The following is a 12,118-nucleotide window of genomic DNA, read 5'->3' on the forward strand; positions in this document are numbered from 1 at the left end:
GTTACCTGCAAGAATACACTGGGGAGCCGCATAAAATTTGTTTTGAACAGTTTATAGCCCTTAGTTTAGGTTGCGTCTCATAAGCGCTCCCTTGATTTGAAAATACAATTTTAACAAGGTGTCTGACTATCACCGACGACAGCTGGAGGCTTAACAAAATGCTTACTGGAATATTTCCCTCGTTGTAAAAGACATTGATTTTACGTTAATAATCTTTTAATTATGTATACATTTCTTAAGGATACGACTACTATAAATAAAGCATTATTTCGCGATAATTAGATACGAAAGGTTGTATACCATGAATTTAGTATTACAAAAATCATGTGTTATCGCTGCTATTACGTGTGGTCTGTGCATTGCGCCATCTACACTTGCGCTTGCTACTGAAACAACCCCCCCCCAGCAGATATCTAAGCAAGAATTGCGTAGTCAAAAACAAGATCCAATAGTATGGACAAAAAATGACTTCTACCTCGATGAGCACGATGACACAAAAATTGTTGATAGAAGATCAACTGATGGTACAGCTCCAGGAGGTCTGTTGGCATCAGGTATCGAGAAGCTCAAAAAATCGGGCGGCAAACTTGTTATTCCTGAAGGTATCACTGAAATTGATGGGCAAGCATTTTCTAATTCGAGTAAGCGATACGATGGACTTATTAAAAGCGTAACGTTTCCTTCAACACTGAAAAAAAATCGGGTACGCTGCATTTTGGTGGAACAGCATTAGTGGCGAAGTTACTATTCCCGAGGGAGTAACAGAAATTGATGCTGTTGCGTTCAGAGAAAACAACATTAGCTCTGTTACGCTTCCCTCTACGCTGAAAACTATTGGCTCTCAAGCCTTTGGGTGGAATAAGATAACAAAAATTGTTGATAATGGTGACCTGAGTAAGCTCGACTTGAAAAAGTACTGGAGCATTTTACCTAAAAACATGCAAGATATTCAACATGCCACACCTTTTGTTGCACAGCATTTGCCTGATGTTGTGCTCGTTCCTGATAAAGACAATCCCCAAAAATCAAAATCTCAGCCAATCCCCTATCGTTTTACCCAGGTTGTGGCAAAGCGTGGTCAAGACGCGTCTAAGCCATTGTATTTTGACATTTATAACGATACCGAAGGTAACGGCGCATATCTGAACAGCGTTGGAACTGTTGACCATAAGAATAATACCTTTACCTTTGTGAACACCAAAGACGGAAAAGTATGGTCGGTATTGTATTACGCCAATCCTAATGGCGATAATCTTATGTGGGGCGATAAAGGATATGTCCTAGGTGATGTCTCATTCAATATCTGTGGTGCAAAGGAATTTAACGTAACTTATTCATTTGTAAATGGAACAGACGCAAAACAGGCTTTGCCTAAGAGTGTAACTAAGCTTTTGCCAACTGCAACAAAAGCATACGAAAGCACGAGTGTTAATGCAGATAAATTGGCTACAACAACCGTTAAAGACAAAGACGCACAAGGAACTTGGACTTTTACGGGTTGGAACACATCAAATGTTTCTCATATATCCAGCGATGTAACATTTGTAGGAACGTGGACCTTTAAGAAAGATCCCACGCCGCAACCACCAACTCCGCCAACTCCACCAACTCCACACCATAATCCTGGACAACCCACGGACGGTCAAAACGATCAAGACGGGCAAAACAATCAACAACAAGGTAACCATAACCAAGACAATATCAAAGATAATAACAAACACATGACGCCTCAAACTTCTGATGCAGGTGCAGCATCGCAAGTTGTAGGATCGTTGTCGGTATTAGGCTTCTTAACAAGCTTATGTGGACTCAAAAAACACTCAAAACCACGTAAGTAATATTTTCATATGTAGAACATGAAAAATATTTTTAATTACCGCCGCATAGCGTACAAAGCGCTATGCGGTGTTGTATACTCACCTCGGATAAATGAGTGCAGCAAAAGATCTGTGAATACCATGCTCTCAAGCCGCACCCTCATATAAACTTTATGAGAAAGGCAGTTGTATGTCACAAGAAACATCTAATTTACGCTGGCGTGTTGTTGATATTACCGTTGCTTCGGTTATTGGCGTTGTTTCCGCTCTTATTTACTGGCTTATTGCTATTGGCTGGTCAATTCCAAGCCATCTTCTTAATGGTATGCTCCCTGGTCTTAACGGCCTGCTTAATGGCTTATTCTTGTTTGCCGCGCCTCTTGGTGCTGTTATCGTAAGAAAACCTGGCGCAGCAATCTACGCCGAACTTGTAGCAGGCGTTTTGGAAGCATTGCTTGGTAATCAATGGGGCGGTGCTCCGACTATTATTATTGCCCTCATTCAAGGCGTGGGCGCAGAATTGGCATTTGCTATATTTTGCTATAAGCGCTGGTCTTTAGATACCATGCTTTTATCGGGCGCTCTTACAGGTGTGGCTGCTTGGGGATATAGCTTTATCAAACACTTTCAAGGTATTGATATTTTGGGTAAGTATGGCGTTACCTACCTTGTATCGTCAGTTGTATCTGGTATTGTCATTGCAGGACTGCTTATGTGGTTCCTTTACCTCAAACTCGCCCAAACTGGCGCATTAGATTCCTTTGCTTCGGGTCGCGAAGTACGCAAACATTAGCATCGTAACAAGAATTTTTACACACTCATCAACATGAATGACACTCGTGCTACATTACGTTTTTCTAAATGGGGTTATGCTCATGCATGCAGAAACAATTTTGCCGTACGAAATTTGGATTTAACCATTCATGCTGGTGAGCGTGTTTTGTTATTAGGCGCATCAGGAATTGGAAAATCAACCATTCTTGAAGGCGCAGCAGGGCTTATTGGCAATACAAGTGGATCCGCAAAAACACAAGACGATGACGGCGGCATATGTGAAGGCTCCATTTATATAGACAATAAACCTCTCGCCCAAGCACGAGGCGATGTAGCTCTTGTTATGCAAGACCCTAACGCTCAGATGATCTTTGAGAAATTAGGTGACAACGTCGCTTTTGGATGCGAAAACCTAGGCGTTCAAAAACCAGAAATTTGGAAACGTGTACACACATGCTTACAAGAAGTGGGGCTTCAGGATATCCAACTTCATCGCAATACCGGGCATTTAAGTGGAGGTCAAATGCAACGGCTTGCGCTTGCAGGAGCGCTTGCTATGCGACCTCGAATACTTTTGTTGGATGAACCAACAGCAAATCTAGACCCAGTTGGCACAAAGCAAATAGTTGCAGCAACACACCACGTTCTTAAAACTACCAATGCAACCATGATGCTCGTGGAACATCATATCCAACCTTGGCTTGATATCGTTAATAGGGTTATTATTCTAGGGCAAAAAAGTTATCTTACCCATGATGAAAAAACACGCGAACGCTTATACACGACGACATCTACCAACTTATGCTCAAAAGATGATAACCAAACCATTATCGTGGCAGATGGAACGCCTGATGAAGTGTTTTCTAGAACAGACTTACCCTGGAAAGATTTAGGAATTTGGGTACCACGTGTATATCAACAAAAACAATCGTTTTATAAACAAAAGCAATCGTTTCCTTTAGATTTGTTTGAGAGCAACTCAACGACATCAATAGCACCCCACTTACAAAGCACGCCAAGCAAGACATGCCCTGCAAACACAACACATCCGCTTTTACTAAGCGCACATAATCTAGCTATCGGGCGTACAGATACACCGATTGCAACGCATATCAATATGGACTTCCACGCAGGTGAAGCTTATGCTTTTATAGGAGAAAACGGAACGGGCAAAACAACACTTGCGCTTACAATCGCAGGTCTTCTAAATCCTATTTGCGGAGAACTCCATGCGTACACATCATTATGTGCAGGTCTTGACACAACAAATCCCCTGACATGGAATTCAAAGGATTTAGCTCAGCGTATATCGTATGTATTTCAAAATCCGGAGCATCAGTTTGCGCGTTCAACAGTTTTAGATGAAGTTATGCTTGGCGTGTCGTTAAGCTCTCCCACGTTAGATATATACAACCAACGCGAACAAGCGCGGACACTTTTAAAGACGTTTGGATTGGATTCCTATGAACAAGCAAATCCATACACATTATCTGGTGGAGAAAAAAGACGTCTTACCGTAGCTGCAGCTCTTGCGGCACAACCAAAAATTTTAATATTGGACGAGCCAACGTATGGACAAGATTATAAGTGCTGGACAGAAATTGTGAAATTGCTTAAGAAACTCAAATCACAAGGAATATGCATTGTAGTTGTAACCCACGATAAACTCTTAATCAAAAAATTGCACGCGCACACAATTCTATTAACACAAAAGAAGTCGCGTATTCCGCAGTCGATACAGGTAACTAACGTCAACGAGCGCGCCGAAGAAATAACAACCTCAAGCGTTTCTCCTTTTCTTGCCTCGCTTAATCCTGCAACTCGCATGTTTGGTGCGCTCATTTTTGCAATCCCTTTACTTTTTACCCTGGACTGGGTATCTGCAACTTGTGCGCTTATACTTGACTTTATTGCATGCGCGTGTATCAACATAAAACCTTGTAAAGTAATAAAACTCTCTTGGCCTGTTTGGATAGGTGCACCTAGTTCTGCATTAGCAGTGTGGCTTTATGGTAAAAGTGGAGGTGCAATTTGGTTTGATTGGGGCTTTATTCACATCAGCGATCTATCAAGTTCGCTTGCACTTGCAACTGCAATCCGTATTCTTGCAATAGGCGTTCCATCCATTGTTACGGTTATAGGTATTGACGCAACAGCATTAGCAGATGCTTGGACGCAACTTGTTCATTTACCTGACCGTTTTGTATATGGAGGACTTGCAGGTATGCGCTTATTGGGCGTACTGCAAGAAGACTGGACGGCTTTATGTGCAGCCCGTCGTTCGCGAGGGATTGGTGATAAAAGTCCTGTTAAAGCATTCTTTCCTCAAGCATTTGCCCTTTTTGTTCTATCGATCAGAAGATCGGTTAACTTAGCAAAAGCAATGCAAGCGCGAGGATTTGGAGGCTCGTGTAAAAGGACGCATGCACGGACAAGTACCACATCTATAAATGATCGTATATTTATTGCTTTCTGTTTTATCATTCCCCTATGTGCGATTATGATCTCTGTGTATGCTGGGACATTCTTGCTTTTTGGCAGCGCGCCAAAATAACTTCTGACTGAAATATGTAGTAAGCGACAATACACACAAACAAAATGGGGTATTATAATACTCCAAAATTTTTCCTAAAATTTATTGCAAAAAACCCCTCCCCGAGCCCCCCCCCCCCCGCTCACGAAAAAACGCACGCCTTTCGAGCTTTAATAAATTATCACTTCTTATTATTTTGTACATAAGGCTTACATGACAGTCGTACGATACGAGGTTAAACGTTTGTATCTGCGGCTCGGATGTAAAGAAACTGTGCTCTGAATCATCATGTATTCGAGCATATAAGAATGTAAAGATACATATACGTATCTTACTGTAAAGGAGCTCAGATGAAAATTCTTGGAATTACTGCCTGTACAGCAGGCGTTGCGCATACATATATGGCACAAGACGCTATTATCCAAGAGGCAAAGCGTCGTGGCTTTGATGTTAAAGTGGAAACACAAGGCATGATGGGCATCGAAAATGAAATTGAATCCGAAGACCTGGAAGGTGCGCAATTACTTATTGTAGCGGCTGATATTGGCGTTGAGAATATGGACAGGTTTACTGATATTCCTATTTATGAATGCGGAACTAATGACGTTATCGCACATATTACAGATATTTTTAATGCGGCCCTTAAGCTTGTGAATTAGTACGCTATCTGTATAAACCACTTAATTTATCGCATATCTTTATCAAAAGCGTAATGAGCTAATACCAAAAAAGAGGTGTTTTATGCTTAAACAATTTTCATTTAAAAAATTTGGAGCTGATTTATTTAAAGCTCTCAACACTGGTATTTCATACTTTTTGCCAGTTATTATTGGCGGAGGTTTCCTCTTTGCAATTGCAATTGGCACAGGAACAGTTACCGATCACGGAATAGTTGCTAGTAACGAATTTTTTAGAATTGTTTTAACTATCGGTACGTCAGGCTTTGCTATGATGGTGCCTGTGCTGTGTGGTTATATTGCCTATGCAATTGCGGGAAAACCGGCACTAGCACCTGGACTTATCTTAGGTTTTGTAGTTAACAATCCTATTGGTGACGCAAAATATCAAACAGGCTTCATCGGCGCAATGATTGTAGGTATCATTGTAGGCTACTTTACTAAATGGATGAAAACATGGAAGCTTCCTGCTCCAGTTATGACTGTTATGCCACTTATGATTATGCCTACCGTTACAGCACTGGTTATCGGTTCGTTTTATGCATATGTTCTTGCTTATCCTCTAGTTCAACTTACCGAACTGCTTAAAGCTATTTTAAACGGTATGAATGCTTATGGTGCAGGTGCTCTCGGTATTGCGATTGGTATCATGGCTGCAATCGATATGGGAGGCCCTGCATCTAAAGCTGCAACTGGTTTTACCCTTGCGTTGATGGACGTGGGTTCTTTTGCACCAAACGGTGCATTCCGTTTATGCTGCGCTGTACCACCTTTAGGACTTGCACTTGCAACTTTTATTGCCGCTCGTTTGTTTAGCGAAGAAGAGCGCAAAATGGGTATATCAGCATTCTTCCTTTCGATGGCAGGAATTACCGAAGGAGCAATACCATTTGCAGTAAAAGATTTTAAACACGTTATGCCATCAATTTGTATCGGAACAGCTGTGGCGGGTGCACTAGGAATGATGCACAATATAACCAACATTGTTGCATTTGGTGGTTTGGCTGCACTACCTGCAGTAACAGATGGAAAACTTTGGTACGTGGTTGACATGTTTATCGGTGCTTTTATAGTTGCTGGTCTTATGATATTCTTCCGTATTCGTGAACAAACAAAACAAAAACAAGAAGGGGCAAAATCCTAGTTTTTTTGAGATTGTTCTTGTGCAGAACTAGAGGAACCTCGACGATCCTCTAGTTCTGCCTTTATTCAGTATATGCTCGAACACATAGCATGAAATGAAACAGTTTTTAACATACTAGCTTGAAATTTAAATCTTTGAATAGCTTGCTATAAATTCATCTGCAGTAAGCAGTGTTTTTGAATAACCAAGTGCTTCGCACAACTTAACAACAGGCGGCTGATCAAGGCTTGCCCGAGAAAGCACGTCTTTACGCGCAAAAACATCACGCGGCGAACCATCAAAAATGGGGTGACCATTGTCTATAACTACCACGCGATCAAACACCTGCGCTACAAAGTTCATGTCGTGAAGAACGGCTATAACAGTTTTATTTTTCAAAACGAGCTGCTTAATAATTGATGCAAGAAGCTTTTTACCATTACTATCCTGCGCAATTGTTGGCTCATCTAAAAGAACGACCGATGGATCCATGGCTAAAATAGACGCCAAACACACAAGTTTTCGCGCACAAAGCCCTAAATCATACGGATTAACGTCAGCTTTATCCCCAAGCCCTACAAGCTCTAAGCTTTTTCGCGCCTGCGTTTGTGCAGAAACCTCAGAGATACCCAAACGCATAAGACCATACATAACTTCGCGCAAGACGCTTGATTCAAAGATTTGATCATCAGGATTTTGAAAGACAAAACCAATATCTCCTGCTAGTTGAGCAACGCTACGTTGTGAAATGTCTTTGCCTTTATAACAAACGCTTCCTGATTGGGGAACCAAAAGGCCGCGTAGCAACTTAAGAATAGTTGTTTTACCCGCACCATTTTGACCGATAAGCGCACACGCACCAGGCGCAAATGACAGGTGTAAATGCTTGCACACCTCTTGTTTTGCAACGTGGGAAAACGAAACATCACGCATTTCAAGCACGGGCTGTGCCTGCACATTATCTGCTATATTTTGGCTCATTGCGTATTCCCCTTTTGATTGCGTTGCAAAAGCTGATATGCGCGTTCAAATGTTACGGGATACAAACCGTCCGATTCGCACAATGAAAGCTGCTTGCAAATCTGAGTGTAAACAGGTGCCTCTACGTCATACTGGGAAAGATCGTCGCGCGAAAAAATTTTACGTGGAGAATCAAATGCAATAAGGTTACCCGCGTGAAAGAGCATAACACGATCGCTATACTGTGCAATTTTTTCTATGGCATGCTCAACCATAATAATGGTTTTACCTTGAGCTTTGAGCGCTTCAACCGCCTTAAATACTTCTTCGGAACCTTTTGGATCAAGCTGAGACGTTGGCTCGTCAAGCACAATGATGCTAGGCTGCATAACTAAAACGCCTGCCAAAGCCATGCGTTGCATTTGACCACCAGACAGATCATAAGGATACCGATTGGCAAGCGAGGAAATATCAAGCAAATCCATCACATGTTCAACACGGTGCCGCATTTGTTCCAGAGGCACTCCCATGTTTTCTAATCCAAAAGCGATTTCCTCATAAACACTGAGTTTTGAGCCTGTAATTTGATTAAATGGATTTTGAAAAACCAAACCTACTTTTTTGCATAACACATCAATGGGCGTAGTTTGAACATCTAAGCCTTCAACTTCAACCGTACCAGCATAAGCACCATGATACAAATTGGGAACCAAACCTAAAAGAGCCTGAGAAAACGTGGATTTACCTGCGCCATTAGCACCAATAACGCCAATAAATTCACCACGATTAATCTCGCAAGAAATGTCATTAAGTGCTGGCGTTTTTGTATAAGGATAGCGATATTTTAGATGTTGAATACGAATAGCTACCATACTACATACCCCATACTGTGTAAAAGCGCATATACGGCTGCCGCAACCAGCAAAAGAATGCATGTACCTAAACAAAGCCTATCATATGCATGAGGTACAAATGGACTGATAAAGGTCTTTTTGTTTGGACACGAAAAACCGCGCACTTCTAATGCTATGGTACGCTCGCCAGTACCCATAAAAGACGATATGATAATAGGTGTTAACAGCGGAATGAACGCCTTAAATCTGGTGACGAGCGATCCTTGCGTTTGAAGGCCGCGACTGCGTTGTGCATCAATAATCGTAGATGTTCGCTCGGTCATCTGCGGAATTATCTGAAAGAGTGACACAAAAACGTATCCAAGTTTTGGTGACAGACCTGCTTTAACCAGCTCTTGCATCATGTCAGAAGGTTTAGTAGTAAGCGTGAGGACACAAAACGCGCAGGATATATTAAAAATATTCAGTACAATACCCAGCGCAAATTCAAATCCTTCTTTGCGCGCAACCAAAGGACCAAGCGTAAACAACACCGTATAATCGGCCGATCGAAAAAAGGTTTGGACAATAAAAATGGTTAGAATTATAAAACCAGTAACTTTGATAACAATTTTGGTTTTTGCCAACACGTGCGATGTTGCAAGCAAAATAAGACTTGCGATAATAAAGAGCAGGTACATGGGCATACCTCCAACCAAAAAAGGTACGCCCAATGCACACACTACATACGCAAGCTTAGTCTTAGGACATAAGCCATTAAGAAACGAGTGTTTATCTTCAAACAGACTAATACTTTTCATAACGTCCTATTCCAAGCAAGGCGTAAAGCGTAGTCTACTGTGTAGACTACTTGACAAAAGATAATCTCATACTAATCATCAAATTGCTCGTCATGCACCTGATATAACGCGATAAGTCCTTTGGGCAAAACCTTATAAATTCCTACCGCTATAAACAACACAACAATTTTATCAGGAATATCAACCACAAGCTCATCTACAAATGAAGCAAAAAAGCCCTTTGAGCCCATTGCAGCAAAAACAGCATCTCCCCAAACATTACCAGTTGTTCCACCCCAATAAATCATATTAAGTGGCGTAGAAATAATAACGGCAATCATAGCAACAATAAGACTAGTAACAAGAATGTGTTGCCAGGTATCAAGGAATTTAAGATGTGCAGCAATACCTACGCTTACGCCAATAGCAGCTGCGGTAATACTATAAACTGTAGAAACTGGATCAATCGTTAAGCCGTAAATGATGTTTGTTAAAAATCCCGCAATACCACCTACAATAGGTCCTGCAAGACATGCCGAAATACACGTACCAAGCGTTCCTAACCAAAGCGGCAATTTTAAGACGCTCGCAAACAGCTTGGCAACATAATTAATACCAATAGCTGCAGGAATAAGCACCAAACATGCTGTATTCAATTTGTAATTCCAAGGGTTTTTTGATTGGTGAGACGCCATAATATACTTCCTTTCACGAAGTAATCTACACAATCAAAAAATTATTATAGTCATCTCTTGTAAAAAAGTTTAGCGTAAAATAAAGCTGGAATTAACGTTATTTATCTTAATGAGGTTTGAATGATTTTAGCGTCCGCGTCACCACGTAGAAAAGAGCTCCTCAACCAAGTGGGAATATATCCAAAGATTATTCCTTCAAGTTGTGACGAGCATGCATACCCAAACGAACAGCCGCTTGATTTGGTACAGCGTTTAGCGCATATGAAGGCACATGCATGTCCTTGTACAGACACCTCAACATGTGTACTTGCTGCTGATACCATTGTATGGACGCAAACGGGCAAGATATTAGGCAAGCCACATGACAATAACGACGCAGCTTATAAACTGCGCTTACTGTCGGGCACGATGCACAACGTATCAACTGCCGTATCTATTCTATACCAGGGAAAAGAAACTGCATTTGTATCAACAACACATGTTTGGTTTTATGCACTAAGCAACGAAGAAATAAACGCATACATCCAAACGGGCGAGCCACGCGACAAAGCAGGAGCTTATGGAATACAGGGATTAGGAGCCGCGCTTGTTGAACGTATAGAAGGTGATTATTACACCGTTGTTGGTCTGCCTCTCGCTCGCGTTGTAAGGTGTTTACGACAACTTGGTGTCAAGCTTACTTAAAGCGCAAAATGCAGCTGTACAATGCGTATAACAGGTACGTATACACACATATACAGCTGCGTTGATAACAAATATGTTCTTTAGTTAAACTTAACTAATTTTTGAGCAATACGATATATACCAAGCGTTACTTTTCCACCAGCAGACGTTGGAAGATTAGTAAATGTTCCAACCAAACCATGGCGCGCATGACGATACATACGCTCGTCAAACTCCTTAAACTCACGCCAGGTGCGCTGCAACTCTTCCATAGCGTCTGGATGATCTGAAATCCTTGAAAATACCGACAAAACAGCCATAACAATAGTCAGATGATCAAGCATATATGCACGAAGACGTTGACAAGAAATATCATCGTATAAGTGATACGCATGAATCATAACGTCGGCAACACGTTGTTGATGGTCAATACGTGATGCCAATACTTTTTCGTTAACCGACTGATCATCGCGACCAATAAAATAGCGATACAAGTCAACGTCAAGATAGTACAGTGTTTTGCAACGTGGAAGTGGCACATATGCATAAATGTTATCAACATAGAATGTGTGAGCAGGCATAGGTAAGCCGCCGTCTAGCAAAACATCGCGACGATAGCACAAAGAGTGCATAAGAAGGTACTGAGTAAGATTAAATCTTCCAATTTCATCCCACGAGAAAATACGATCTTTGGGTAAAACACCTGCATAATTTATAGTGTTAAAGGTGTCGTCTTCTACGTGTTCGTACACATAATTGCTGATAACCAAATCAACACGAATATTATTGGTGATAAATGAACGAAGTAAGTTTAAAAGCTTTTTCAATGCATCGGCGTCAAGCCAGTCGTCAGAATCCACTACTTTATAATACACACCATCTGCCTGCTCAAGCCCTTTAAGCACCGCCATGCCGTGGCCACCATTTTCTTGATGAACAGCCTTTACAAGATTGGGGTACTTTTTTTGCCAATCGCACGCAATTTCAAAGGTGTTATCTTTAGTAGATCCGTCGTCGACAACAATAACTTGAACGTCATCTGCATAATCAGAGCCTTCAAGAATAGAAGAGATACAGTGATTCATGTATTCGGCAGAGTTAAAACAAGGAATACCGAAACTTAATGTCTTTTGCATAGGATAACAGCTCTTTCTCTCTCACTAGCCTAGCACTTTATGGATCATACACTCATCATGTGTGTATTAACCGCATACACAATAAATCATACACTAACTAACAGAAA

At 41.3% G+C, this 12,118-nt stretch carries 12 protein-coding genes and 1 pseudogene; 8 read left to right on the forward strand and 5 right to left on the reverse strand.

Annotation, left to right across the window (positions count from 1 at the left end; translation table 11 throughout):
* Nucleotides 1-301 precede the first annotated feature (301 nt).
* From AC5GD6_RS00735 to AC5GD6_RS00765, 7 genes and pseudogenes are all read left to right on the forward strand, one after another.
* Nucleotides 302-733 (forward strand): hypothetical protein, encoded by a 432-nt coding sequence (locus AC5GD6_RS00735; RefSeq protein ID WP_491846020.1) that lies wholly within the window; start codon nucleotides 302-304, stop codon nucleotides 731-733.
* A gap of 13 nt (nucleotides 734-746) precedes the next feature.
* A pseudogene (locus AC5GD6_RS00740) lies at nucleotides 747-836 on the forward strand (hypothetical protein); the annotation flags it as partial.
* Nucleotides 837-938: 102 nt separating this feature from the next.
* Nucleotides 939-1,838, forward strand: a complete 900-nt coding sequence (locus tag AC5GD6_RS00745) for an SHIRT domain-containing protein (protein WP_491846021.1) — start codon at nucleotides 939-941, stop codon at nucleotides 1,836-1,838.
* 169 nt (nucleotides 1,839-2,007) lie between these two features.
* Nucleotides 2,008-2,610 (forward strand): ECF transporter S component, encoded by a 603-nt coding sequence (locus AC5GD6_RS00750; protein WP_006302786.1) that lies wholly within the window; start codon nucleotides 2,008-2,010, stop codon nucleotides 2,608-2,610.
* 33 nt (nucleotides 2,611-2,643) lie between these two features.
* Nucleotides 2,644-5,145: an ATP-binding cassette domain-containing protein gene (locus AC5GD6_RS00755; protein WP_491846022.1), complete on the forward strand. Its 2,502-nt coding sequence runs from the start codon at nucleotides 2,644-2,646 to the stop codon at nucleotides 5,143-5,145.
* A 329-nt stretch (nucleotides 5,146-5,474) separates the two neighbouring features.
* On the forward strand, nucleotides 5,475-5,783 hold the full coding sequence (locus AC5GD6_RS00760; protein ID WP_311430967.1) for a PTS fructose transporter subunit IIB: 309 nt from the start codon (nucleotides 5,475-5,477) through the stop codon (nucleotides 5,781-5,783).
* Nucleotides 5,784-5,865: 82 nt separating this feature from the next.
* The gene (locus AC5GD6_RS00765) at nucleotides 5,866-6,945 is read left to right on the forward strand and encodes a PTS fructose transporter subunit IIC (protein ID WP_311430968.1); all 1,080 of its coding nucleotides are present in this window, start codon (nucleotides 5,866-5,868) and stop codon (nucleotides 6,943-6,945) included.
* A 126-nt stretch (nucleotides 6,946-7,071) separates the two neighbouring features.
* On the opposite strand, the gene AC5GD6_RS00770 is transcribed toward AC5GD6_RS00765, so the two are convergent.
* From AC5GD6_RS00770 to AC5GD6_RS00785, 4 genes are all read right to left on the reverse strand, one after another.
* Nucleotides 7,072-7,905, reverse strand: coding sequence for an energy-coupling factor ABC transporter ATP-binding protein (locus AC5GD6_RS00770; protein WP_491846023.1), 834 nt, complete (start codon nucleotides 7,903-7,905; stop codon nucleotides 7,072-7,074).
* Nucleotides 7,902-8,756 (reverse strand): energy-coupling factor ABC transporter ATP-binding protein, encoded by an 855-nt coding sequence (locus AC5GD6_RS00775; protein ID WP_311439316.1) that lies wholly within the window; start codon nucleotides 8,754-8,756, stop codon nucleotides 7,902-7,904. Before AC5GD6_RS00775 ends, AC5GD6_RS00770 begins: the two co-directional genes overlap by 4 nt.
* The gene (locus tag AC5GD6_RS00780; RefSeq protein ID WP_491846024.1) at nucleotides 8,750-9,538 is read right to left on the reverse strand and encodes an energy-coupling factor transporter transmembrane component T family protein; all 789 of its coding nucleotides are present in this window, start codon (nucleotides 9,536-9,538) and stop codon (nucleotides 8,750-8,752) included. Before AC5GD6_RS00780 ends, AC5GD6_RS00775 begins: the two co-directional genes overlap by 7 nt.
* 71 nt (nucleotides 9,539-9,609) lie before the next feature.
* Nucleotides 9,610-10,212 (reverse strand): ECF transporter S component, encoded by a 603-nt coding sequence (locus AC5GD6_RS00785; RefSeq protein ID WP_276769183.1) that lies wholly within the window; start codon nucleotides 10,210-10,212, stop codon nucleotides 9,610-9,612.
* A gap of 120 nt (nucleotides 10,213-10,332) precedes the next feature.
* Between AC5GD6_RS00785 and AC5GD6_RS00790 the strand changes: the two genes are divergently transcribed.
* Complete coding sequence (locus AC5GD6_RS00790) at nucleotides 10,333-10,896, forward strand: Maf family protein (protein WP_311430971.1); 564 nt, start codon at nucleotides 10,333-10,335, stop codon at nucleotides 10,894-10,896.
* 80 nt (nucleotides 10,897-10,976) lie between these two features.
* Here AC5GD6_RS00790 and AC5GD6_RS00795 read toward each other — a convergent pair whose 3' ends face one another.
* On the reverse strand, nucleotides 10,977-12,011 hold the full coding sequence (locus tag AC5GD6_RS00795; protein WP_006302777.1) for a glycosyltransferase family 2 protein: 1,035 nt from the start codon (nucleotides 12,009-12,011) through the stop codon (nucleotides 10,977-10,979).
* Nucleotides 12,012-12,118: the final 107 nt, after the last annotated feature.

The organism is Fannyhessea sp. (genome assembly GCF_986145555.1).